The organism is Brachybacterium vulturis (assembly GCF_043641765.1).
Classification (GTDB): domain Bacteria; phylum Actinomycetota; class Actinomycetes; order Actinomycetales; family Dermabacteraceae; genus Brachybacterium; species Brachybacterium vulturis_A.
The window spans coordinates 122980-147565 of record NZ_JBHZRO010000011.1 but is presented as its reverse complement, the minus strand read 5'-3'; the positions used below and the strand labels follow the sequence as shown (position 1 = coordinate 147565).

20 protein-coding genes are annotated in these 24586 nt (G+C 69.5%); 6 read left to right on the top strand and 14 right to left on the bottom strand.

The window, feature by feature from the left end:
• Positions 1-392 precede the first annotated feature (392 nt).
• Genes ACHUEU_RS10555 through ACHUEU_RS10540 form a run of 4 tightly spaced genes read right to left on the bottom strand, consistent with a single transcriptional unit; the run spans position 393 to position 5593 of the window.
• On the bottom strand, positions 393-1886 hold the full coding sequence (locus ACHUEU_RS10555) for a TniQ family protein (protein ID WP_394216081.1): 1494 nt from the start codon (positions 1884-1886) through the stop codon (positions 393-395).
• Positions 1849-2919 (bottom strand): TniB family NTP-binding protein, encoded by a 1071-nt coding sequence (locus tag ACHUEU_RS10550; RefSeq protein ID WP_394216080.1) that lies wholly within the window; start codon positions 2917-2919, stop codon positions 1849-1851. Before ACHUEU_RS10550 ends, ACHUEU_RS10555 begins: the two co-directional genes overlap by 38 nt.
• Complete coding sequence (locus ACHUEU_RS10545; protein WP_394216079.1) at positions 2916-4877, bottom strand: helix-turn-helix domain-containing protein; 1962 nt, start codon at positions 4875-4877, stop codon at positions 2916-2918. Before ACHUEU_RS10545 ends, ACHUEU_RS10550 begins: the two co-directional genes overlap by 4 nt.
• A complete protein-coding gene (locus tag ACHUEU_RS10540) occupies positions 4877-5593 on the bottom strand; it encodes a TnsA-like heteromeric transposase endonuclease subunit (protein ID WP_394216078.1) in 717 nt (238 codons plus the stop codon). Before ACHUEU_RS10540 ends, ACHUEU_RS10545 begins: the two co-directional genes overlap by 1 nt.
• A 304-nt stretch (positions 5594-5897) precedes the next feature.
• Between ACHUEU_RS10540 and dnaK the strand changes: the two genes are divergently transcribed.
• From dnaK to ACHUEU_RS10520, 4 genes are all read left to right on the top strand, one after another.
• On the top strand, positions 5898-7763 hold the full coding sequence (gene dnaK, locus ACHUEU_RS10535; protein WP_394216077.1) for a molecular chaperone DnaK: 1866 nt from the start codon (positions 5898-5900) through the stop codon (positions 7761-7763).
• The gene (locus ACHUEU_RS10530) at positions 7763-8440 is read left to right on the top strand and encodes a nucleotide exchange factor GrpE (RefSeq protein ID WP_394216076.1); all 678 of its coding nucleotides are present in this window, start codon (positions 7763-7765) and stop codon (positions 8438-8440) included. The genes dnaK and ACHUEU_RS10530 overlap by 1 nt, the downstream gene beginning before the upstream one ends.
• A gap of 122 nt (positions 8441-8562) precedes the next feature.
• Positions 8563-9570, top strand: a complete 1008-nt coding sequence (locus ACHUEU_RS10525) for a DnaJ C-terminal domain-containing protein (protein ID WP_394216075.1) — start codon at positions 8563-8565, stop codon at positions 9568-9570.
• A 41-nt stretch (positions 9571-9611) separates the two neighbouring features.
• Positions 9612-10049 carry a heat shock protein transcriptional repressor HspR gene (locus ACHUEU_RS10520; protein ID WP_394216074.1) on the top strand — a complete coding sequence of 146 codons (438 nt, stop codon included), beginning with the start codon at positions 9612-9614 and terminating at the stop codon, positions 10047-10049.
• On the opposite strand, the gene ACHUEU_RS10515 is transcribed toward ACHUEU_RS10520, so the two are convergent.
• The 10 genes from ACHUEU_RS10515 to ACHUEU_RS10470 form a co-directional block, all read right to left on the bottom strand.
• Positions 10033-11163, bottom strand: a complete 1131-nt coding sequence (locus tag ACHUEU_RS10515) for a glycosyltransferase family 4 protein (protein WP_394216073.1) — start codon at positions 11161-11163, stop codon at positions 10033-10035. The genes ACHUEU_RS10520 and ACHUEU_RS10515 overlap by 17 nt on opposite strands.
• 13 nt (positions 11164-11176) lie before the next feature.
• On the bottom strand, positions 11177-11866 hold the full coding sequence (locus ACHUEU_RS10510) for a TVP38/TMEM64 family protein (RefSeq protein WP_394216072.1): 690 nt from the start codon (positions 11864-11866) through the stop codon (positions 11177-11179).
• Entirely contained in the window at positions 11863-13113 is a 1251-nt protein-coding gene (locus ACHUEU_RS10505) for a glycosyltransferase family 4 protein (RefSeq protein WP_394216071.1), read from the bottom strand. Before ACHUEU_RS10505 ends, ACHUEU_RS10510 begins: the two co-directional genes overlap by 4 nt.
• A 192-nt stretch (positions 13114-13305) precedes the next feature.
• On the bottom strand, positions 13306-13791 hold the full coding sequence (locus ACHUEU_RS10500; RefSeq protein WP_394216070.1) for a YbhB/YbcL family Raf kinase inhibitor-like protein: 486 nt from the start codon (positions 13789-13791) through the stop codon (positions 13306-13308).
• A 55-nt stretch (positions 13792-13846) separates the two neighbouring features.
• A complete protein-coding gene (locus ACHUEU_RS10495) occupies positions 13847-15121 on the bottom strand; it encodes a carboxylate--amine ligase (RefSeq protein WP_394216069.1) in 1275 nt (424 codons plus the stop codon).
• Between the two features lie 20 nt (positions 15122-15141).
• Positions 15142-16401 carry a carboxylate--amine ligase gene (locus tag ACHUEU_RS10490; RefSeq protein WP_394216068.1) on the bottom strand — a complete coding sequence of 420 codons (1260 nt, stop codon included), beginning with the start codon at positions 16399-16401 and terminating at the stop codon, positions 15142-15144.
• Positions 16402-16506: 105 nt separating this feature from the next.
• Complete coding sequence (locus tag ACHUEU_RS10485; protein ID WP_394216067.1) at positions 16507-18198, bottom strand: glycoside hydrolase family 13 protein; 1692 nt, start codon at positions 18196-18198, stop codon at positions 16507-16509.
• Between the two features lie 103 nt (positions 18199-18301).
• Complete coding sequence (locus ACHUEU_RS10480; protein WP_394216066.1) at positions 18302-19201, bottom strand: sugar ABC transporter permease; 900 nt, start codon at positions 19199-19201, stop codon at positions 18302-18304.
• Between the two features lie 20 nt (positions 19202-19221).
• Positions 19222-20799, bottom strand: coding sequence for an ABC transporter permease subunit (locus ACHUEU_RS10475; protein WP_394216065.1), 1578 nt, complete (start codon positions 20797-20799; stop codon positions 19222-19224).
• A gap of 122 nt (positions 20800-20921) precedes the next feature.
• On the bottom strand, positions 20922-22202 hold the full coding sequence (locus ACHUEU_RS10470) for a sugar ABC transporter substrate-binding protein (RefSeq protein WP_394216064.1): 1281 nt from the start codon (positions 22200-22202) through the stop codon (positions 20922-20924).
• A gap of 157 nt (positions 22203-22359) precedes the next feature.
• Here ACHUEU_RS10470 and ACHUEU_RS10465 point away from each other — a divergent pair, with 157 nt between their 5' ends.
• Together ACHUEU_RS10465 and trpS are read left to right on the top strand one after the other, a co-directional pair.
• Entirely contained in the window at positions 22360-23379 is a 1020-nt protein-coding gene (locus ACHUEU_RS10465; RefSeq protein WP_394216063.1) for a LacI family DNA-binding transcriptional regulator, read from the top strand.
• On the top strand, positions 23376-24452 hold the full coding sequence (trpS, locus tag ACHUEU_RS10460) for a tryptophan--tRNA ligase (RefSeq protein ID WP_394216062.1): 1077 nt from the start codon (positions 23376-23378) through the stop codon (positions 24450-24452). Before ACHUEU_RS10465 ends, trpS begins: the two co-directional genes overlap by 4 nt.
• Positions 24453-24586: the final 134 nt, after the last annotated feature.

Genomic DNA, 24586 nt, shown 5'->3' with positions numbered 1-24586 from the left:
TTCCTGGCCATGGTTCATGATCTCGCTTCCCCAGCAAATGCTGGAATCAGCGTGTCCACGAACAAGGGTCAGGCCCCATCCTCGTCCCCGTCGTCACCCGGCGCTTGTCGTTCCATGCGGTGCTGATCGTCTCGAGTGTGACGACTGTGCTCGCCCTTGGTGCCGCAGCCGTCCTGACCGGGACGGTGATGATGGCGGTTCCGTTGGCCCTGTCGATCTTGCTCTCGCCCAGTTCGGGAGCTGTTGTCTTTGCACGCATCGCCGCAGAGGTATCGGCAGAGCGGTTGGGCCGGGTGCTGAGCGTGCAGACCCTGTGTGGTGCAGCTGGCGGGGCCGTCTCGAAGCCTGCGATGGGCGCCGCCTACGGAGCCTTGGGGGCAGCCGGAGGCGTCTTAAGCGTCGGCGCTGCCATCATCTCTCTCCTGGCCACGCTGAACTTCTGGCGAATGGACCGTGGGCGTTGACGGGGCCGGCACCTTCGGTCTTGACCGCGAACCGGTGTGCTGGGACGTCGTTAGGTTGCACCTGCCCGCGAGCTGTTGGAGGGCGAGTTCCAGCTCGTCCAGGCGAGTCGCCCAGGTGCCTGATCTCTGGAGTGCGCGCAGGGTGGGGCTGAGGCTGAAGACGAGATCGCTGGGGAGGTCGAGATCTTTGGCAAGGTGGGCCCACGTGGCGGGTCTGCCGACGCGGGCCAGGAGGAGTCTGACCACATCGGGGGGAAGCGGTGCTCCGTCGCGATCGGAGATGGTCGGCAGCGGTGCGTTGCGAAGCTGGTTGAGCGTGGGACGCGATGTGCGGTGTTCGGGCAAAGCGTGTGCTTGCCGCTGTCGGTGGCCGTCGCGCATCGGTAACGCGAGGAAGGTGCGTGCCGCTCGCAGCTCGAGCTGTCGGGTCGGGGAGAGCTGGTGGCGGAAGGTCTCCAGGCGCAGCGCTTCGGCTAAGGGATTGGGAACTCCTCTGGCCATCGGAACTCGTTCAAGTGAGCCCAGGACACTGGCAGCCGCGGAGGGCGAGAGCTCTTGCAGCGCGGCGATGGCGCGCGACCGTGCTGCCGGTGACGGAATCCCTTGGGCCTGTAGCGCGTCTGTGAGATCGAGAATGGCTCCGAACAGGATGGTTTCCTCGACGTGGGTGCCGCAAGCGGGCGTCAGAGCACGAGGGTCCGCCGCGGCCGTCGCGTCGAACAATCGTTGGGCCGCGACGGTTTCGCGTGACGCGCGGGATGCTGATGCGGTGCGCAGGTCGGTGCGGCAGCGTCGTCGCACGCGCCGCCCGGAACGCTCTTCGTCATCGGGGAGGGCATGTGGGCATCGGTAGATCGCGGCGGTGGTGGCCAGCCAATCCGCGCGACTGAACGGCCGTCTTCCGCAGCCGGGGCATGCGTCGACCAGAACCAGGTGGTGCTCGATGCACACCATCGTCGTCGTCAGGTTCCACGCTTTGGGCCAGGCCGGAACATCGCTGGCGAGGCAGGCCGGGCAGTAGCGCAGTCGCGGCAGCTCGATTCGCCGCGTAGGCCGCTCGTAAAGCGTCTGGTTCCGCCGCAACGCGTCAGCCGTGGGGTGCGGCGCGCCGAGCTCGGTCGCGTCAGCCCCCGGCAGTCCCAAGACGTGCAGGCGCTGTGGTGCCAGCGCGCGACGCTGCGCCGCTGCGGTGGAGACCGTTTGGCGCATGACGCCGGTGGCCTGGAGAAGAGCACGCGGGGTGATGGCGAAGCGGTGTGCGGTACGGGTCAACCAGGAGATCGTCCACTCACCCGCCAAAGGGCGCACCGTCAGCGGGAGTTGACCGGCGCGCACCGGCGGAGGACACCGTCCCAGCACCCCGGCATCGGTGGCCGGTGCAGGGTCAGCGGACCGCGGCGTGGTGCTGGCTCTCGGCGGCATTGTCGATCACGACCTCGTCGAGAATGTCGTCGGTGATCTCCTCGATGCCGGTGACGATGGCCAGGTAGGCGGCGCGGTCGATGAGGTTGGTCAGCGATCCGATGTATCCCTGGGTGCGTTCGAAGAGGAGATCCGCACGGTCGGCGAGCATCCCCGGGCTCTTGCGGTGGAGGATCAGGTGGTCCTCGTAGGTGGCCAGGACCTTGCGCCAGGCCCGTGCGGCGGTGCCGGTGTCGAGTTGAAAGGGCTGGATCTCGCATCGCGTGGCACGGCGGGCGGTCTGCGCGGTCGATCCGCCGTGGGGCAGCGAGCCTTCGTCGAAGAAGCGACGCTGGCGCAGCTGGACGCCGACGTAGATGAAGGTCGCCGACATCTCGTTGGCCAGGCTCTTGAGATGGTCGGAGACCGCGCGTCCGTCGCGGTGGGCGAAGTCGACGAAGTGCAGATCGTCGATCACGATCAGTTGGGTGTGGCAACTGCGGACGCAATCCACAGCCAGGGAGGCCAGCGAGCTACGGGTGTGCCGGGCAGCGGCAGGGTGGCCGTAGAACCGCAGCAGCTTCTGGTTCAGACCCTTGAGAGTGGTGGCGGCCGACAGACTCAGGTAGGCGACGGGGATGCGCTGATGGCCATCGCGGGTCCGCTCCCCGTAGCGGCGGATCGTACGGGTATGGAACCCTCTCGCGTACTGCACCGCGATCGTCGTCTTGCCCAGGGTCGGCTCGGCATCGAGGACGACCGAGCCGCGAAGCTGGCCCGCATCGCGGTAGTTAGAGGCCATGACCTGGTCCATCAACGCGAATGCCCCCGCCAGCTGGGGTGTCTTGATCGTGGCCGGGTTCGCGTTCCAGATCCGGCGCGTCTCCTCGTAGTCCTCACCCTCTTCGGTCCCCAGAGCCCGCGGATCTGCGGGCGTAGGCGGCCGGGGCCGGGGTTTGCTGTGGGCCAGCTCCAGCCAGTCGTCCTTGGTGTGGATACCGCTGCGGTCGGTCCCGTGCTCTCGGATCCACGCCGTCCAGGGATTCGTCGTCATCCCTCGAACACCTCGAATCGGTCCTCGTCATCATTGCCGTAGCGTTCGAAGACGTCCATGTCATCCGTGACCCGCACCCGGGCGCGGCGCTCCAGATGCTCCTGCAACACGCTCAGCTCTCCCGCCGCCCCGGCAGGTGTCCGGCGAGGATCCCGATCACCGTCGGGTGCGGTGGTGGTGATGTGGCGGGCGAGGTTCTTCTCCGCCCGGCGCATGGTGACGTTCTGCTGCGAATAGCGCTCGACCAGTTCACCCACCGCCTCCTTGGGATCGACGCTCCGGTCGGGGCTGGCCAGCTGGAGGGCGCGCACATAGTCGGCCGCCTCGGCCGAGAACGGAGCATCCAGGTCCCGGGCGCGGTCCCAGCCGATCGCGGCCCACTGCTCGGTGACCGGGTCCTGGAAGTGGATCGCGCGCACATCGTTGCGATCGACGTAGAACGGCCACTTGCCCGCATGCAGGCCGCCGTGCTCGGAGCGTTGCCCGCGGTACAGGTTCAGCTCCGGCCCGTCATACCGGCGCCCGTCGATCGTGATGCCGTAGTGATGGATCTTGCGCCAGGCCACCTCCAGGAACTCCATCGCCAAGCTGGTCGAGGCCGGCAACCGGATCCGACCTGCGATCGCGACCCCGCGCTGGAACATCTGCGCCGGCGTCAGCTCCACATGCGGCAGGCGCGGATCACACAGCCCCTCGTGCGGCGTGTCGTGATAGATCCCCACCCACTCGCGCAGCGCCTGCTCCAGCTCCGGCACATACAAGAACGCCTGCTTCTCGATGTCCTTGCCCCGGGAGTACACATCCGGGCCCTTGTAGGCCGGCAGACGCTCCAGGAAGCCCTGGCGCAGAGTGCGGAAGAACCGCTCGATCGTGGGCTTGTCCGTCGGCTTTCTCGGTGTCGCGGGCTGGATGCTGATCCCGAGTCGGGCGCAGACGGCCTTGACGTGCTCGGACAGGTAGGCCCGGCCGTGATCGACGATGATCGTATCCGGCACCGCCCCTGTTTCGAACACCACCACGTCCGGCACCCCCACGTAGGGGCCCTCGCTCGCCTCCGGCCCCCAGGTCTGGGCAGTGATCGTTTGATACAGCACGTCCGCGACCTCCCGTGAACGGGTCGAGATCGGACGCAGCCGCAGCCCCGTGATGCACCGGGAATACAGATCCATCGCCACCGTCAGCTCCACCGGTACCCACCGGTCGGTAGCCGGCTCCGCGGCGAACACGTCCAGTGGCGTGGTATCCAGCACGACGTACTGTCCCGGGCGATCTGCCCGCAGACTGCCCAGCACCCCCTGCGGACGGGCCGCATCCGAACGCCGCCGCTTGGCCGAACCGAACGCCGCCGTCCCCGCCGTGACCTCGCGCAGATGCCGGTAGGCCGTTGCTCGAGCCGGCAGCGCCAAGCCAGGACTTCGCGTCTCGGCCAACGAGTTGGCCTGATCGATGACCAGGCTCAGCGACGGCGTCGATAGATCCCGATGACGAGCCAGCACATCCCGCAATGCCCGGTTCCACTCCTCGGGGATGGCGTTGCTGCGGCCCGATGCCGAGCGCCGCTGGTCAACCAGCCCGGCAGGGCCATGAGTCGTGAAGGCGCTGATCCGGCGCCGCGCGGTGCGCTCCGAGAGGCCCGCGGCGTGGGCAAGATGAGTGGCTGGATCCTGCGGCCGCTGCTCCAGGGCTTCCGTGATGGCCTTGATAGTTGATTCCAGACGGCGTCGCTCGCGCGGGTCCAGGTTCGCCAGCAGCTCGACACTGGGGATCGAACCGTCATTGACGGTCTCACCGTCATCGATCGCGGTGGCCTTGGTCCGCAGCAGCGCGGACAGAGTCATGCGCCGGACACTGCCCCCGCGCGACAGCAGTGCAGCACCATCACGCAGTTCGTCGACCTGCCAGGCTGCCCCCTCCCACCAGATACTCCCGCCCACCGCCACGTCCAGCACCTCGGCCATCAGCTGCCTCCTTCGAGAATCGTTTCCCTCGTCAAGGGCCGAGTCAGGTCAGCCGTGAGCCTGCCGCGCCACATCAACGCAGCGACCAGAGCGAATGCACTCTTCGGCGCGACCCCTGTGCGCAGGCGTTCCAGCACGTGGCCCAGCGAGTAACCCGCCGCGACCGCGACGACGTCGTCGTCATCGATGCCTGTTGCCTCCGCGATGGGGCGCCGGCCCACCGCAAGGAACTGGATGTTGCGCACCAACACCGGATCCGGCTCCGTCGCCACCCGGTAGCGCCAGCCCACCATCGTGCACAGCCGCTCGGAGATCTCTACCTGGGAGCGGAAGCGGGGGTGGAACCGGAACGCGACAGGCTTGACGTCGAGGACCTCTACGCCACCCGCCGTATCCAGCACGAGAAGATCCGGGACGTGCGACGAGTCGACGACCGTCAGCTGGAACGGCTGGGTCGCGATAGCCGCTGTCGTCGACGCGAAATCCAGCAGCCACAAGTGGGACAGCTCGAGCAGGCTCTCGTAGACCAAGTGCCGCTGGCTACGCACCGACCAGAACAGCCCCGGATAGTTTCGCTGGCCGGCGAACGTCGGCGGAACCCTCACTGGCATCGCGGTGGCAAGCTCATTCGGCGCGACTTCGCCCCACTGCGCTACCCGCTCGACCCCGAGTCGGTCGCAGTATCGGATCGTGGCGGACGCCACACCCGTGGACATGGCTCTACGATCCACCACGGCCAAGTTCTCTGAGACACGGACACGCCGTGGCCAAGTAGATGAGACACGGCCAGGTTTTCTGAGAATCCACAACAGTGCTCTCCATCACCTTCTCGGCATTCGGGAATGAACCTGGCCGACGCGGAGTTGAGTCGGGTGTACTCAAGTTCAGTGCTCTTCAGATTGACAACATCGATCCGGAGTTCTCTACTTGAGCCCGTACAGCTCACGTCGCGCCGCCGGCCCCATGGTCGGCCGTGCACGAACCCGTTGCGGCGCAACCGTCGCAGAAAGGCAGGCCCCCATGTCCCGTGTCGTCGGAATCGACCTCGGTACCACCAACTCCGCCGTCGCCGTCCTCGAGGGTGGCCAGCCCACCGTCATCGCGAATGCCGAGGGCTCCCGCACCACCCCGTCGGTCGTGGCCTTCTCCAAGCAGGGCGAGGTCCTCGTCGGCGAGGTCGCCAAGCGTCAGGCCGTCACCAACGTCGATCGCACGATCGCCTCCGTCAAGCGCCACATGGGCACCGACTGGAGCCAGGAGATCGACGACAAGAAGTACACCGCGCAGGAGATCTCCGCGCGCACCCTCGGCAAGCTCAAGAAGGATGCCGAGTCCTACCTGGGTGAGGACGTGACCGATGCGGTCATCACCGTCCCGGCGTACTTCTCGGACTCCGAGCGTCAGGCCACCAAGGATGCCGGCACCATCGCCGGTCTGAACGTGCTGCGCATCATCAACGAGCCCACCGCTGCGGCGCTCGCGTACGGGCTGGAGAAGGGCAAGGACGACGAGCAGATCCTGGTCTTCGATCTCGGCGGCGGCACCTTCGACGTCTCCCTGCTCGAGGTGGGCAAGGACGACGAGGGCTCCACCATCCAGGTCCAGGCCACCGCCGGTGACAACCGCCTCGGCGGCGACGACTGGGACCAGAAGGTCGTGGACTGGCTGATCTCGCAGGTCAAGAACAAGGAAGGGGTGGACCTCGGCAAGGACCGGATCGCCCTGCAGCGCCTCAAGGAGGCCGCTGAGCAGGCGAAGAAGGAGCTGAGCTCCTCGACCTCCACCTCGATCTCGCTGCAGTACCTGTCGATGACCGAGAACGGTCCGCTGCACCTCGACGAGAAGCTCACCCGGGCCCAGTTCGAGGAGATGACCTCGGACCTGCTCGAGCGCACCAAGGCTCCCTTCCACCAGGTGATCAAGGATGCGGGCATCTCCGTCTCCGACATCGACCACGTCGTCCTCGTCGGCGGCTCCACCCGCATGCCCTCCGTCACCGAGGTCGTCAAGTCCCTCACCGGCGGCAAGGAGCCCAACAAGTCCGTGAACCCGGACGAGGTCGTCGCCGTGGGCGCCGCTCTCCAGGCCGCGGTCATCAAGGGCGACCGCAAGGACGTGCTGCTGATGGACGTCACCCCGCTCTCCCTCGGCATCGAGACCAAGGGCGGTGTGATGACCAAGCTCATCGAGCGCAACGCGGCCATCCCCACCAAGACCTCCGAGGTCTTCTCCACCGCCGAGGACAACCAGCCCTCCGTCGCGATCCAGGTGTTCCAGGGCGAGCGTCAGTTCACCCGGGACAACAAGATGCTCGGCACCTTCGAGCTGACCGGCATCGCGCCGGCCCCGCGCGGCATCCCGCAGGTCGAGGTCACCTTCGACATCGACTCCAACGGCATCGTGCACGTGACCGCCAAGGACCGCGGCACCGGCAACGAGCAGTCCATCCAGATCACCGGCGGCTCGGCCCTCTCCGACGAGGACATCGACCGCATGGTGAAGGATGCCGAGGCGCATGCCGCCGAGGACGAGGAGCGTCGCAAGAACGCCGATGCCCGCAACACCCTCGAACAGCTCGTCTACCAGGGCGAGAAGCTGCTCAAGGACAACGCGGACAAGATCGAGGACGCGGACAAGACCAAGGCGGAGGACGCCATCCAGGAGGCCAAGGACGAGCTGGCCAAGGAGGAGGCCTCCACCGAGGACCTCGAGGCCAAGCGCGACTCCCTCAACGAGGCCCTGCAGGCCGTCGGCACCGCGATCTACTCGCAGGCCGAGGGCGCTGAGGGCGCCGAGGCGGGTGCCGAGGACGCCGACGCAGCGTCGTCCGACGATGACGACGTGGTCGACGCCGAGATCGTGGACGAGGACGAGGAGAAGAAGTGATGACCGAGGACCCGAGCACGCCTGAGGACCCGCAGCGTCCCGAGGACGAGCCGAGGTTCTCCTTCACCGACAAGCGCAAGGTGAACCCGGAGGACGGCACCGTCCGGCCCTCCGGCGCCACCCCCGCGGCCGAGGGTCAGGGGGCCGACGTACCGGTCGACCCCTTCGACGCCGAGGCGGCGGAGCTGTTCGAGCAGGCGGCCCAGGACGGGGAGGACTCCTCGCTCCCGGCCGACGCCGGACGGGTCGCCGAGCTCGAGGGCAGGGTCACCGAGCTCACCGAGCAGCTCAAGCGCGATCAGGCCGAGTACGTCAACTCGCGTCGCCGGATCGAGGGCGCCGCCCAGGTGAGCAAGGAAGCGGCGATCGCCGGTGTCCTCGGCTCGCTGATCGGGGTCCTGGACGACGTGGAGCTGGGCCGCCAGCACGGCGACATCGCCGAGGGCACCCCATTCCACGCCATCTCGCAGAAGCTCGAGGAGGTGCTCGGCTCGCACGGCCTGAAGCGCTTCGGCGCGGTCGGGGAGGAGTTCGATCCGAACCGCCACGAGGCCCTGATGCACGAGGACGCCGACGACGCCGAGACCACGACGATCTCGCTCGTCATGCAGCCCGGCTACGCGATGAACGAGCGGATCCTCCGACCCGCTCGCGTCGGCACCCGCGGTCCTGCCTGACGGCGACCGCCCGAGCGAGCCGCGCACCCACGGTGCGGGGCCTGTCGGTCCCCGGCAGGCCCCGCACCCGCCCCCTCCCACACATTCGATCCCGCAGCTGAGGCTCCCGGAAGGAGACGCACATGTCCGGACAGGACTGGCTCGACAAGGACTTCTACGCGGTCCTCGGCGTCTCCAAGGACGCCGACGCGTCGGAGATCAAGAAGGCCTACCGCACCCAGGCCCGGAAGTACCACCCCGACCACCATCCCGACGACGCCAGGGCGGAAGAGCGGTTCAAGGAGATCGGTGAGGCCTACTCGGTCCTCAACGATCCCGAGCAGCGCCAGCAGTACGACGCCATCCGCGCCATGGGCTCCGGCGGCGCCCGCTTCTCCGCCGGCCAGGGCGGCCCCGGCGGGGCCGGCTTCGAGGACGTCTTCTCCTCGATGTTCGGCGGCGGTGGACACTCCGGAGCCCGCCCCGCTCCCGGCGGCGGCGCCAATCCCGACCTCGATGATCTGCTGAAGATGTTCGGCGGCCAGGGTGGCGGCTTCGGCGGCGCGGGCGGCCCGGCCGGGTTCGCCCCGAACCGCGCCCCGGCGAAGGGCTCGGACACCTCCGCCCGCACCCGCATCAGCTTCCGGGATGCGGCGCTGGGCACTGATCTGCGGCTGACCGTCGACGGCCGCGCGGTCACCACCCGCATCCCCGCCGGAGTGCATGACGGCCAGAAGATCCGCCTGCGCGGCAAGGGACGGCCCGGACCCGGCGGCGCCCCCGCGGGCGACCTGCTGCTGAGCCTCGACGTCGAGGAGCACCCGGTGTGGAGCGCCGACGGTGCCAATCTGAAGATCACCGTGCCGATCAGCTTCGACGAGGCGGTGCTGGGCACCACGCTGGCCGTCCCGCTGCTCGACGGAGGGACGGTCTCGGTGAAGGTCCCGCCGGGCACCCCCTCCGGCCGTACCCTGAGGGTGCGCGGCAAGGGACTGGTGACCAAGAAGTCCACCGGGGACCTCCACGTCACCGTCCAGGTCGCGGTCCCCGCCCATGTCGAGGGTGCCGCGAAGCGGGCCGTCGAGGACCTGCGGACGGCACTGGCGGAGGAGGACCCGCGGGCCGGGCTCAGCGAGGCCGCCGCCCGCTGAGCCCCGATCGCCACCACCGGACCCTCGAGAGGAGCACCCCGATGCACAGCTCGCACCGCCTGGACGACCGGGCGCCCGTGTTCGTGATCTCGGTGGCGGCGGAGCTCTCCGGGATGCATCCCCAGACCCTGCGCCAGTACGACCGGCTGGGGCTGGTGATCCCGCAGCGCACCCGCGGCCGCGGCCGCCGCTACAGCACCCGCGACATCGCGCGTCTGCGGGAGATCCAGGGCCTCTCCCAGGAGGACGGCATCAACCTCGCCGGGATCAAGCGGATCCTCGAGCTGCAGGACGAGGTCAGCGCGATGCAGGATCAGCTCGAGAGCGTCCGCGAGCGGTTGGAGAACATGACCCCCGCCCAGCGCAGGGTGTTCTCCGCCGACCGGGACGGGGAGATCAACGCCCTGCGCCGCGGCGAGCGGCCGAAGCGTCGCAGCAGCAGCGCCCTGGTGCTGTGGCGGCCTACGCGTCGCTCGTGATCGGGTTCGCGGGGAGCACCCCGGTGAGGCGGTAGATCTCCTGCAGCTGCTGCGCCACCTGGTCGAGGTCGACTCCCTCCGCGGCGCGGCGACCGGCCGCGGTGAGATCCGCGAGCTCCCCGTCGAGCAGGGCTCGCAGCTTCTGGACGACGCGGCCCGCGAACTCGGGCCCGGCCCCGGCGACCTGGTGCGTGAGCACTCCGTCCGGCACTGCCTCGCGATACAGCGGGATGCCGCGCACCAGGGCGGGGATCTCGCAGGCCAGCGCCTCCCACAGCACGATCCCCTCCGTCTCCTCCGTGGTGAGGAAGCAGAAGGCATCGGCGCCGCAGTAGGCCTCACGCAGCTGCGCGGCCTGCACGTACCCCGGGAACAGCGCGTTCGCAGGAGCGCCGGCCAGCGCCCGCTGCACCTCGGCCGTCAGCAGCCGCGGATCGGTGCGCCCGTACCAGACGAAAGTGACCTCGGGCATCGCCCGGGCCACCTCCACCCAGTCCAGGATCCCCTTGCGCCGCAGCTGCATCCCGACGCTGATCACCACCGGGGCGTCCGCGGCGAGATGGAGGGAGGACCGCAGGCGCTGCCGGGCCGGCGCATCCGGGCGGAAGAAGCCGGTGTCGACCCCGTTGGAGAGCACCCGGATCGGTGCCCGCAGGCCGTACTTCGGCGCGGAGATCAGCTCCTGGGAGTACGCGCTCGGCGTGATCACCGTGTCCCCGCGGCGGTAGAGGTGCGCGATCCAGCGCCGGAACAGCGGCGCCAGGGCGTTCGAGCCGGGGAAGGAGTCGCGGAAATCATCCTCGGTGGAGTGCGCCCACACCAGCGCCGGCCGCCTGCGCAGCCGCGCCCAGTGGGCCAGCAGCAGCGTGTCCGGGAACGGAGTGTTCAGATGGACCACGTCGAAGGGCTGCAGCGGGTTGGTGACCACCTCATGGCCCAGCGACCGCACCGCCGATTCCTGGTGGCGGATCGCTGCGCCGATGCCGGATTCGCGGGCGAGAGCGGCGAGGCCGCGGGGCAGCAGCACCCGCAGCGGCGGGTCCTCGGGCGCGGCGTGCTCCGACAGGGGGCGGGCGGGTGCGGTGCGCCGACGGGCGCGGGATCTCATGAGCATGACGTGGTTCCGTTCACCAGGGCAGGACGCGCAGCACGAGGGCGCTGACGCCGAGTCCGTAGGCGATCAGGGCCCACGGCTTGCACAGGAGGATGATCAGGACGTAGGTGCGCCACCGCATCCGGGTGGTGCCGGCGATGTAGCAGAGCAGGTCGTCGGGGGCGACCGGCAGGGCGATCGCGAGGGCGAAGGCGCGCGTGAAGTGGCCGCTGCGGGTCCACCCCAGGAACTTCTCGAGCGTGCGGCGGCGGAAGAGCCGTTCGATGAGCCCCAGCCCCACGTGCCGGGCGATCGCGAAGTTCAGCAGGGAGCCGGCGCTGACCGCGAGGTAGTTGTACACGGTCCCCTCGAGCGGCCCGAACAGGACGGGGCCGGCGATCACCAGCAGCCCGGCGGGCACGATGGGGAAGACCACGGAGGCGACGGAGGCGAGGAGGAAGGCGACCGGCCCCCAGGCGCCCAGGGAATCGATGAACGCCTGCAGGTTCGCCAGCGATTGCAGCACCCCGGTCTGCAGACCCCACCACACCAGGGCGATGCTGAGCCCGAGTCCCAGCAGCGGGGAGAGCTGTGCGGCCATCCGCAGCGGATCGCGGCGGTCGGGTGCTGCCGTGTCGGACGGGACGGCGGGCCGCGCCGCCGCGCCGGTCTCGGCGGGGGGCGCCGTGCGGAGGCGGGGGATCGTCCCGGTGGAGGTGCTCACGCCGGCACGGCGTCGCGCCCGAGGAGCAGCGGCGCCCGATGCTCACGCGCCTGCTGGTAGACCCCGAGCACGCTGCGAGCGAACTCCTGCGCGCCGCAGGTGGCCCGAGCGTGGTCGAGGGCCGCGTGGGCCATCTGCGTGCGACCGCGCGGATCATCGAGCAGCGAGTTCAGGCGGTCCGTGAACTGTGCGGGACCCTCGAACTGCCAGCCGGTGACGCCTTCGACCACGACGCTCGCGAGCGAGGGGTCGCGACGGCACAGCAGCGGCAGACCGCTGGCCATCGCCTCGATGAAGGTCAGTCCCTGGGTCTCGCTGAGGGAAGCGCCGACGAACACGTCCCCCATCCGGTACCAGCGCGGGATGTCGGCCGGGGCGACGACCCCGGTGAAGCGGACCCGGTCCGCGATGCCGAGCGCCCGGGCACGGGCCTGGAGCTCGCCCCGATAGGGCCCCTCGCCGACCAGGACCAGCACGGTGTCCGTGCGGTCCGCGACGGAGATCAGCTCGAGGACCTCGTCGAGATTCTTCTCCTTGGCCAGGCGCGAGACCGACAGCAGCACCCGCTGCCCGGGAGCGATGCCGAGCGCGGCGCGCAGCGCGCGGGCATCGGCATGCTCCTCCTCGCTGCGGGCCGGCCGGAACCGGTCCAGGTCCAGCCCGGTGGGGATGACGTGCAGCGGGCGGTGCACCCCGTAGCCGACCAGGAGCCGGGCGACCTTGGTGGTCGGCACGATTACGGCATCGGTCCTCGAGAGCACGCGGCGGGAGAAGGACTCCACGACCTTGCGGCCCATGGTGCGGCTGGGGGAGTAGTAGTGCGTGTAGTCCTCGTAGATGGTGTGGTATGTGTGCACCAGCGGCACCGAGAGGGTGCGGGCGATGCGACGAGCCCACACGAAGGTGGAGAACTCGGCCTGGGAGTGGATGACATCGGGGCTCCAGCGCAGGATGTCGCGCAGAGCGCGGCGACCGGAGGGCATGCCGATGCGGGCACGGTCGTAGACCATCGACGCGGAGACCGAGCCGAGGCGGTAGACCCCTTCCTCGTTCCGGGTGCGGATCCCCTGCGAGAGGGTCAGCACCCGGACGTCGCAGCCCAGTGCGAGGAGCTCTCGCCGCAGGGTCTGGACGGAGGCGACCACACCGTTGACGACGGGCTCCCACCAGTCCGTCGTCAGCAGCACCCGCAACGGGCGCCCGGAGCCGGTCGCCGATGGGTCGGGGCGCATCCTGTTCACGTTCACCCCTCGAGCGTCGCACCCGGTGCGGGGCGCCGCGTCCCCCGAGCGCATGAGAGGACTCAGACCATGGTCTGATCTCTGCGCTCGCCGCCTGCTGCGGGTAGTCCTGGCCTCCATGCGTCGAGCCTACGATCGGTCCCCGGGGAGGGACACGTGGCACGCCCGAGCGGTCGCGGAGAGTTTCCCCCTAGCATTTCACCCCGATACCTGGTAGCGCGCCGTGAACGTCGCCGAGGCGAGCTGCTGGGAGAAGATCGCGAACCGGGCCGCGATGTGCGGGGAGTCCGCGGTGACCCCGAGCGTCCGCACCGGCAGGGCGTGCACCGAGAACTGGTAGCGGTGCGGGCCGCCGGGCGGCGGCTCGGGCCCGTCGTAGCCGGCGTTGCCGAAGTCGTTCAGCGCCTGGGTCATCGAGGCGTCGTCCTGGGCCACACCGAGGGGCAGCGAGGTGGTCGTGGCGGGGATGTCCCAGGCCACCCAGTGCCAGAACCCCGAGCCGGTGGGGGCGTCGGGGTCGTAGCAGGTCACGGCGAAGGAGCGGGTGCCCTCCGGGATGCCCGACCAGCTGAGGTCCGGGGAGAGGTTCTCCCCGCCGAGCGACTCCACCAGCTGCTGGGGAGCGACCACGGAGCCGTCGGGTGTGGCGTGCGAACGGAGGGCGAAAGAATCCTGAGCAGGCATGTCTGCAGTGTAACCATCGCCACACCGGCGTGCGAACGGTGGGTGAGCAGTCGGTTCAGAACCCGTCGGCCGACGGACGCCGGTAGTGCTGGAGGAACTTCTTGACCTGATTGGCCTGGGCCGCGAGCACGTATGCGCGGCGCTTCACGCCCTCGACGGAGTAGGCCAGCGGGTGCACCGTGCGCTGCCTGCCGATCGCCCGCACGCGGGCCCGCAGGTCAGCATCGAGGAGGTACCGGCGCAGCAGCGCCCAGGGCACGATCGAGTACAGGACCTCCCGGTGGGTGAGCATCCGGGTCAGCGGCCGATCCTCGAGGAGATCGGCGACCACGGGTTCGGCGACGTTCGCCCCGGCCGCGGTCATGTAGTAGTTGTTGCGGCCGATGCGCGGGTTGACCTCGAAGAACTTCGCCACCCCGTCCCGCGGGTCGATCTTCACATCGAAGTTGGCGTACCCGCGGTAGCCGGTGTGCTCGAGGAAGCGCACCGACTGCTCGAAGACCTCGGGAAGGTCGGTGGTGAACATGGCGGCCGGGTTCCCGAGCGCGCCGGGGGTGTGCTCCTCGAGCAGCACCTGCGCCCCGCCCAGCAGGGTCACCTCACCGCGGGTGTCGACGTAGGCGGTCACCGACAGCATCGCCGTGTCGTCGCCCGGGATCATCTCCTGGAGCACGAAGCGGTCCCGGTATCCGGCCGTGGTCAGCCGCTGCACCAGGTCCAGCAGCTGCGGACGGTCCGCGATCTCGAAGACCTTGCGCTTGCCCGGGAAGGAGACGGCGTTGTACGCCGAGGAGCGGGACGCCTTCGCCACCAGCGGCCAGCCCAGGTCCAGCTCCGGCACCTCGGGGGCGGTGCCATCGGCGAAGTCCAGCACGACGGTGCGCGGGGTGGGCACGTCGATCTCCGTGCACACCTCGGAGAAGGTCGCCTTGTCGGCGACGGCATGCAGCACCTCGTCGGCCAGCAGCGGCAGATGGAAGTAGGTGCCGAGCAGCTCCCGGTGCGCGGCCAGCAGCGCCACCAGGAAATCCGCGTTGGCCAGCAGGATCGGACGGGTGCCGCCGGGCCGGGAGGCCTTGTCCGCACCGACCTTCACCAGCGCCTGGACCATCTCGTCCTCGGTGGCGTCCATGCCCAGCTCGACCGTGCGCAGGATCGCGGAATCGGCGACGGGACCGGCGACCTTGCGGGTGACCACCGTGGCGATGGTCCGGTACTTCTCGTGGAAGGCACGGGCGAGGGCGTAGATCCCGATGTCCCCGCCGAGCAGCACCAGGTCCACCCCCGGGGTGGGGGCATCGGCGTAGGAGGGGGCGGGGGTATCGGGCATCGGAGCGGGTCCTTCCCGGATCAGAATCCGGTGTCGGTGGGTCGGGGATAGACGGCGCGGTACTTGCGCACGAAGTTCAGGCCCGAGACGACGGAGTAGGCACGCATCCACAGGCCCTCCGGACGGTACCGGAAGGGATTGCGCAGCCCAGTGCGCGCCACGCGCCGGATGTGCTCGCGCAGGGCGGGATCGCGCAGGTACCGCAGCACCAGTGCCACCGGGAGGATCGAGTAGAGGATCTCGCGGGTGACGACGACCCGGTCGAGGTCCCGGTCGTGGATGCGGTCGGCGACCACGTGGCGCGCCACGCTCTCCCCGGCCGCGGTGACGTAGTAGTTGTTGCGACCGATGCGGGGATTGATCTCGAAGAAGCATTCGGCGCCGGTCCGCGGATCGATCTTCACGTCGAAGTTCGCGAAGCCGACGTAGTCCACGGCGTCCAGGAAGCGCTCGGCGGCCGCGGTGAGGCTGGGGAAGTCGCCGGTGATCATGGCGGCAGGGCGCCCCAGCGCCTCGGGGGTGTGCTCGCCCAGCAGCACCTGGGCGGCGCACAGCAGCGTCACCTTTCCGCGCGAGGAGCGGTAGGCGGTGATGGAGCGCTGCGCGGTGTCGTCCCCCGGGATCAGCTCCTGGAACAGGAAGCGCCCGGTGAACCCGGATCCGCGCAGTCGGCGGACCAGGTCGAGATGCTCCTCGCGGCTCTCGAAGAAGAAGACCTTGCGTTTGCCGGGGAAGTCGACGTGGTGGTACTCGGCGGTGTTCGCGGCCTTGCCGACCACCGGGAAGGTCCAGGGCAGCTCCTGCTCCCCGTTCCAGCCCGTCTCCTCCGCGCGGGCGAAGTCGACGATCACGGTGGGCACCGTGCCGATGCCGAGCTCTGCGCAGATCTCGGCGAACTCCGCCTTGTCGGCCAGGCGGGACAGCAGCGCGCCGTCCACCTGGGCGAGCAGGTAATGCTCCTCGAGCTCGCTGCGGAAGCGGTCGATGAACTCGATCAGGGAGTCGGCGTTGGTCAGCAGCAGGGCCGGGCGTCCGGCGGGACGCCCGGCGGCCAGCTCCAGCAGCGCATCGCGCATCTGCTCGTCGGTGGCGTCGGCGCCGAGGACCAGCTGGTCACTGGTGACCGTGTGCTGGTTCATCGCGACGGGGACCCGCACCACGGTGGTGCACCGCATGCCGTACTGCCGGTGGAAGGCGATGGTGAGGTTCAACGAGTTCAGTCCGGCCCCGAGGACGACGACGTCGAACCCGGGATCGACCGGTGAGGAGGGCGGGCGCATGGAGGCGATCCTAGCGGCGTGAGCACCTCGGGCCGCGGAGACGCTCGGTCTTCCGCGGCCCGGCGTGACCGGTCCGACTCCGGCGGCGGGAGGCGGGCCCGATGCTCACGCGGTGCGCAGCCAGACCGTCGTATCGGCGGGCAGGGTGCCCGGTTCGAGAGGAGCGGAGGCCACCAGCACCTCGGCCGCGGCGAGCGGCCCCGGCGGCAGGACGACGGCGGCGTCGGTGGTGTTGACCAGGACGGTGACCTCCCCGCGGGAGACCCCGAGGACGCCACCCGGCAGGTCCCGGAGGAACCTGACCCCGCCGTCGGGGCGGCCCAGGCCGAGCTCGCGACGCAGGTGCAGCGCGGTGCGGTACATCTCGAGCGTCGAACCGGCCACGCCCTCCTGCGCGTCGACGGCCAGTTCACCGAAGACCTCCGGCTGCGGCAGCCAGCTCCGACCGGTGGCGGAGAAACCGAAGGCCGGGGCGTCCTGGACCCAGGGCAGCGGCACGCGGCAGCCGTCGCGGCCGGGCACTCCGGCGCGCCGATGGGCGGGGTCCTCCCGCAGTTCGTCGGGGATGTCCCTGACCTCCGGCAGGCCGAGCTCCTCGCCCTGGTAGAGGTACGCCGCACCGGGCAGGGACAGCATCAGCAGGGTGGCCGCGCGGGCCCGGTGCAGTCCCAGCTCCGCATCGGGCACCTCGTCGCGGGAGAGACCCTCGCCGAACACGTGATCGGGGGCGAAGCCGTAGCGGCTGGCGTGGCGGACCACGTCATGGTTCGAGAGCACCCAGGTGGTGGGGGAGCCCACGGCGTCGGCGAGGGCGAGCGGCTTCTCGATCGCGGCGCGCATCGTCTGCACGCCCCAGCGGGCCTGCAGGAACCCGAAGTTGAACGACTGGTGCGCCTTGTCGTCCCCGATGTACAGCGGCAGCCGCTGCTCGGGGATCCACGCCTCCAGCACCATCATGCGGTCGCCCTCGTAGGCGTCGAGGATCGGCCGCCACTCGCGGTAGATCTCCAGCACCCCGTCGTTGTCGAAGTAGATCGGCACCTCGCCCTCGGGGATGTCGATCAGCCCCTGCGCGTTGACGGTCGCATCGGGCAGGCCCTCGGGCTTGACCATCCCGTGGGCGACATCCACGCGGAATCCGTCGGCACCGCGGTCCAGCCAGAACCGCAGCACGTCCCGGAACAGCTCGTGCACCCGCGGGTTCTCCCAGTTCCAGTCAGGCTGGCTGGTGTCGAAGATGTGGAGGTACCACTGGCCGGGGGTGCCGTCCGCCTCGGTGACGCGGGTCCAGGCCGGGCCGTGGAAGATCGAGGTCCAGTTGTTCGGCGGCAGCTCGCCGTTCTCGCCCTTGCCCTCGACGAAGACGTACATATCGCGCTCAGGGGAGCCGGGGCCCGCCGCCAGCGCCTGTTGGAACAGCTCGTGCTGGTCGGAGGAGTGGTTGGGGACGATGTCGACGATGACCTTCAGGCCCAGCTCGTGGGCGCGGCCGATCATCTCGTCGGCGTCGGAGAGGGAGCCGAAGCGGGGGTCGACGTCGGAGTAGTCGGAGACGTCGTAGCCGCCGTCGCGCTGCGGCGAGGTATAGAACGGCGAGAGCCAGATCGCGTCGACGCCGAGGTCGCGGAGGTAGGGCAGGTGCGCGGTCACTCCGGGCAGGTCACCCATGCCGTCGCCGTTCGAGTCGGCGAAGGAGCGGGGGTAGACCTGGTAGACGACGGCGTCCCGCCACCACTGCCGGTCCGGGGTGCTCTCCTGCTCGGTGGTCAGCCGAGCGGTGAGGGGCGAAGTGGTCATGAGGGGTCCTTCCGGTGGTGCAGGGGGTGCAGGGCGCCACGTCCTCCCGGCCCGGGCGGCGGGTCGGGAGGAACGGCGAGGTTCGAGGGGAGGCTGGGGTCGATCAGCCCTTCACGGCGCCGGCGGTCGAACCGCCGACGATGTACCGCTGCAGGAACTGGTAGAGCACGATCACCGGGATCATGACCATCACCGATCCCGCGGCGAAGATGCCCAGGTTGTTCGAGCGGTCCGAGGAGAACATGCCGTACATGCCCACGGCGAGGGTCTTCTTCGAGTCATCGGTGAGGAAGATCGAGCCGATCAGGAACTCGCTCATGGAGCCGACCAGGGCCAGCAGCAGCGTCGTGGCCAGGATCGGGGTCATGGACGGCACCAGGATCTTGCGGAAGGTCTGCCAGTGGGAGGCCCCGTCGATGATCGCGGCCTCGTCCAGCGACTTCGGGATCGTGTCGAAGAAGCCCTTGAGCAGCCAGACCTGGCCGAAGGCGCCGCCCATCAGCACGGCGATGTAGCCGGCCAGGGTGTTCAGGCCGAGCAGCGGCACCGCCTCGCCCAGGCCCGCGATCATCGTGTACACCGCGATCATCGCGAGGATCGCGGGGAACATCATGATCAGCAGGACCGCGAGCATGCCGCCGCGTCGACCGCGGAAGCGCAGGCGGCTGAAGGCATAGGCGGCCAGCAGCGAGAGGAAGACCTGGCCGGTGGCGACGACGCCGCACACGATGATCGTGTTGAGGTACCAGCGCAGGAAGCTCGCGCGCTCGCCGCTGAGCATCGCGACATAGTGCTCGAGGGTGACCCCCTCCGTGGGGAGCAGGCCGGCGGCGGCGATCGAACCGCTCTCGTTCAGCGACGCCGAGATCACGAACATGATCGGGAAGATGGCGAAGGCGATCGCCAGCACGCCGACGACGTGGCGCCAGCCGAGTTCGGCGAACCAGCGGCTGAAGGGCATGCGATGCTTCGCGCCGTGCTGCGGAGCTGTGGTGGAGCTCATGGTGGACCCCTTCCGCGGGCTCAGTTGACGTCTTCGAGGACGTTGGTGAATCGGAACTGGATGGCGGCCAGGACGCCGGTGAGGACGAACAGGCAGACCGAGACCGCAGAGGCGAAGCCGAAGTCGGCTCCGGAGCCGCCGAAGGCGATGCGGTAGACCATCGAGATCAGGATGTCCGTGGCGCCGCGGCCGGAGCCGTCGGGGAACGGACCACCCTCGGTGAGCAGCTCGATCGCGTTGAAGTTGTTGAAGTTGAAGGCGAAGGACGAGACCAGCAGCGGGGCCACGGCCACCAGCAGCAGCGGCAGCACGATCTTCCTGGTGGCCTGCAGGGGCGAGGCGCCGTCCATCCTGGCGGCCTCCGTCAGCTCGTCCGGGATCGCCTGCAGTGCGCCGGTGGAGACGATGAACATGTAGGGGAAGCCCATCCACAGGTTCGTCAGCAGCACCGCGACCTTCGCGAGGCTCGGATCTCCGAACCAGTCCAGGTCCAGGCCGAGCATCTCGTTGATCAGGCCGAAGTCGCGGTTGTAGAAGTTCGACCACACCAGCAGCGAGATGAAGCCGGGGATCGCGTACGGCATGATCAGCACCGAGCGGTAGAACCGGCGACCCTTCAGCCGCTGATCGTTGAGGATCACGGCGAGGGCGAAGCCCAGTGCGAAGGTCAGCAGCACCGAGCCGCCCGCGAACACCAGGGTCCACACGAAGGCCGAGAAGAATTGCCCGGCGACGGTGGAGTTGGTGAACAGCCGCTCGTAGTTGGACAGGCCCACGCTCTGCAGCCAGCCCTGGGAGAACGCCCGCTCGCCCGAGGAGTCCACGAAGTACTGGGAGTCCCCGACCTCCCCGACGGTGTACTCCTCGCCGGTCGAGGTGTCCGTGATGGTGTCGGTCGCCTCGTCGTACTGCAGCACCGTGGTGCCCACGAAGGCCTGGTTCACGCCGAGGGGGCGGACGGCCGAGGACTCGTCGACCGGGACCGCGAGCTCCATCAGCTCGTTGTAGATCGTGTTCACCTGGCCGGCGTCGAGCACGGTGAGGCCCTGGACCTCGGTGACCCGGCCGTCGGCCACGGTGACCGCTCCGGAGTCGACCTCCTCGAGCGGCGTCTCGGCATCACCGTGGTAGACCGTGCCGTCGGTGGGATCGACCAGGTAGAGCTCGAACGGTCCCTCGGTGGGGGAGCCGGAGGTCGCCACCGTCATCGTGTACCGCGGCGAGTCGGCCGACTGCTGGACGGAGCTGGCGACGATCGAGCCGATCGCCTGCTCCTTGGTCCCGCGGGTGCCGTCGCCGTAGTTCGTGAACGAGTACCCGATCGTCAGCGCGATCGGGAGGATCAGGAACACGGAGAGGAAGAAGGTGCCCGGGAAGAGGTACTTGCCCGGCACGAAGCGCTTCGTGGAGTACAGGGCGAAGATGCCGACGGCGGCGAGCACCAGCACCGCCAGCCACATCCAGGACTGCTGGGAGATCAGCACCGGTGCGATGAAGACCGTCACCGCGAGGGTGATGCCGAGCACCGCGATGCGGGTGACCACGGCCGGGACCGAGGTGGACCGGGTCCGGTGCGCGGGGGCATGCGTCGAGGTCATGAGGCGACTCTGCCTTTCGAGGAACAGGAGAGGAGTCAGGGCGGCGGGTGGTGGCGCAGGCAGCGGAGCGATCCGCCGCGCCGGCCGCAGAGCGGCGGGGGCGGCGGATCACTCCGGTCGGCTCAGCCGATCGCGGCGGCGATCTCCTCACCGGCGGATTCCATGGTCGGGTGCGGGTCCGCGCCTCCGACGATGTTGGCCTCCGCGATGCCCAGCGGTCCCCAGATCGCGGCCATCGCCGGGATGGCGGGCATCGGAGCGGCGGCCTCGGCGGCCTCGGCGAAGATCATCACGTGCTCGTCCGAGCTCGCGATCTCCTCCCGCAGCTGGAGGTTCACCGGGGGCAGGGGGTTGGCCTCGTACATGGCCTTGGCGACGTCGGGGGAGCTGGCGACATCGGTCATGAACTGCTGGGCGAAACCGGCGTTGGCCGCGTTCGAGGCCACGTAGAACGAGTTCACGCCCGCGAACGGCGCCGCCGGCTCCATCCCCTCGAAGCCGGGGATCGGGGAGACGGTGAAATCGATGCCCGAGTCGCGCACGTCGGCCAGGGCCCACGGGCCGGAGATCAGGTACGCCGCCTTGCCCTCCGCGAACAGGGAGATCGAGTTGTCGCCGGTGATGGAGTTCTTCAGCACGCCCTTCTCGCCGAGCTCGGAGATCTTGTCCGCCGCGACGAGGGAGCCCTCCTTGCCCACGCCCAGGTCGGAGGGGTCGAGGTTGCCCTCGGCGTCCTTGCCGAACAGGTAGCCGCCGGCCGAGGTGTAGATCGGCTGCATGTGGTACGGGTCGCCGGACTCGCCGATCGGGAGCGAGAGGATGTTCTCGGCGCCACCGGCCTCGGCGGCGGAGATGAGCTCCTCGATCGAACCGGGCTCCGCGACGTCCGTCAGCTCGTTGTTGGCGAACAGCGCGAGGGTCTCCACCGCGTAGGGCACGCCGTAGGTCTGGCCGTCGTAGGTGACGGCGTCGACACCGACCGGGGCGATGGTGTCCGCCACGTTCGAGGGCAGCTGCACCGGCGAGATCGCGCCGTTCTGCACGAGGTTGCCGATCCAGTCGTGGGCACCCATGGTGACGTCCGGGCCGTTGCCGGCCTGGTTGGCGGTGATGAAGTTCGCCTGCAGCTCGTCCCCGGGGACGACCTCGACGACGACCTCGATGCCGTTCTCCTCGCCCCAGGCCTTGGCGGAGGGCTCCAGCGCGGGAGCCTTCTCCTCGTCGGCCCAGATGACCAGCTGGCCGGCCGAGGAACCGCCGCCGGCCCCGCCGCCGTCGGAGGCACCGCCACCGGTGCCATCGCCGGCGCCGCCATCGGTGTCCGAGCCGCCGCAGGCGGCGAGCAGGGTGGTGCCGGCGGCGAGGCCGCCGAGGGCGAGGAAGCTCTTTCGACGAATCTGCACGTCTTCTCCTTTGAATCGTGGAGCTGCCGCCTCCCGTGGCGGCGCTCGATGCCCCCACACTAGAACGAGAACCCCTTCCTGTGCAAGAATGCGCAAGAACTTGCAGGTATCGATTCGGCCACGGGCGACGACGCGCGCGGTCCGGGAGGGGGAGGGTATGGCACGACTCGTCGACATCGCCCGGGCCGCCGGGGTCAGCGAGGCGACGGTCTCGCGGGTGCTCAACGGCAAGGCCGGGGTGAACGAGGCGACCCGCCAGGCCGTGCTGGATGTGGCACGTCGTCTGGGACGGGATCTGGGCCCGGGGGCGATCGGTTCGGGGCCGCTGGTCGGCGTGCTCGTCCCGGACCTGGACAACCAGGTCTTCGCGGCCTGGGCCGAGCGCATCGAGGCCGAGCTCTTCGAGCGCGGCGCCACCGCTCTGGTGGCCATGCGGGCCCGCACCGTGGAGCGGGAGCGAGAGTTCTTGCAGAGGTTCTTGCACTGCGGGGTCGACGCGATCATCGTCGTCTCCGGGCATCACGCGCAGCACCGCGGACCGGTCGACCACTACCGGGAGATCATCGCCGGCGGCACACCGCTGGTGCTCATCAACGGCGTGCGCGAGGAGCTCGACGCCGCCTTCCTCTCCAGCGACGAGGATCATGCGGTGCGGGCCGTGCTCACGCATCTGCAGGAGCTCGGGCACCAGCGGGTGGGGCTGGCGGTGGGCGATGAGCACACCTGGCCGGTGCGCGAGAAGCTGCGGGTCTTCGAGGCGGTCACGTCCCCATGGGCCGAGCAGCCGCAGCCGGTCTCCTTCACCGACTTCTCCTACGCCGGGGGGTACGAGGCCGCGCGGGATCTCGTGGACCGCGGGGCCACGGCGATCCTCTGCGGGTCCGACGTGATGGCCGCCGGCGCCCTCGAGGGCGTGCGTTCCCAAGGCCTCAGCGTTCCCCGTGACGTCTCCGTGGCCGGGTACGACGACGTCTTCTGGGCGTCGCTGACGAACCCGCCGCTGACCACCGTGCGCCAGGCCGTCGGCTCCATCGCCCGCGCCGCCGTGCGCACTGCGCTCGGAGGCGGCGAGGACTCGCGGCGGCCCGCGCGGACGGAGGTCGTGGTGCGGCCCCAGCTGATCGTGCGCGGCTCGACCGCAGCCGCCCCCGACGAGGCCGCTAGCATGGTGTGGTGACCGCACCGAACGACACCCGCACCAGCTACGACACCGCCCAGCAGCGCAGCGACAAGATCTGGTCCCAGATCGAGTCCGACCCCTCGGGGCTGCGCATGCTCACCGGTGATCGTCCCACCGGCGCCCTGCACATCGGCCATTACTTCGGCTCGCTGCGCAACCGCGTCCGTCTCCAGGACGCCGGGGTGGAGACCTGGCTGATCGTCGCGGACTACCAGGTGATCACCGACCGCGAGGTCATCGGGGACATCAGGGGGTCAGTGCGGGAGCTGCTGACCGATTACCTGGCCGTCGGCATCGACCCGGAGCGCTCGACGATCTTCACCCACTCCGCGGTGCCGGCGCTGAATCAGCTGATGCTGCCCTTCCTCTCGCTGGTGACCCAGCCCGAGCTCGAGCGCAACCCCACGGTGAAGACCGAGCTCGCCGCCGCCGGGAAGTCCGCGATGGGCGGGCTGCTGCTGACCTATCCCGTCCACCAGGCCGCGGACATCCTGTTCTGCCACGGCAACCTGGTCCCGGTGGGTCGGGACCAGCTGCCGCACATCGAGCAGACCCGCGTCATCGCCCGCCGCTTCAACGAGCGCTACGCCGGGGGAGAGGCCTACTTCCCCGAACCCGATGCGCTGCTCTCCGAGGCTCCGACCATCCTGGGCCTGGACGGCGAGCACAAGATGAGCAAGTCCCGCGGCAACACCGTCATGCTGCGGATGGACGCCGACGAGACGCTGAAGAAGCTCAAGAAGGCCAAGACCGACGCCGACCGCCGGATCACCTTCGATCCGGAAGGCCGTCCCGAGGTCGCCAACCTGCTGACCATCGCCTCGCAGGCCAGCGGACGGGCCCCGGAGGAGATCGCCGAGGAGATCGGCGATCGCGGCGCGGGCACCCTGAAGCTCTACACGGCCGAGGTGCTCAACGAGCACCTCGCGCCGGTGCGCGCCCGCCGGGCGGAGCTCGAGCAGGATCCCGGCTACCTCTTCGACGTGCTCCGTGCGGGCAACGAGAAGGCCAACGCCGAGGCCGAGGCCACGCTCGCGAAGGTCCGCGAATTCATGGGGATGGTCTATTGAGCCTCTGACCGGTCGGGTGTCCTAGACGTTCGTCGGCGAGTGCCCACGACGTCGGGCAGGCAGATCCTGAGACACCCAGCTTCTGCTCACCCATCAAGGTTATGATCGAGCCAAGTTCACCTTTGAGCCCACGG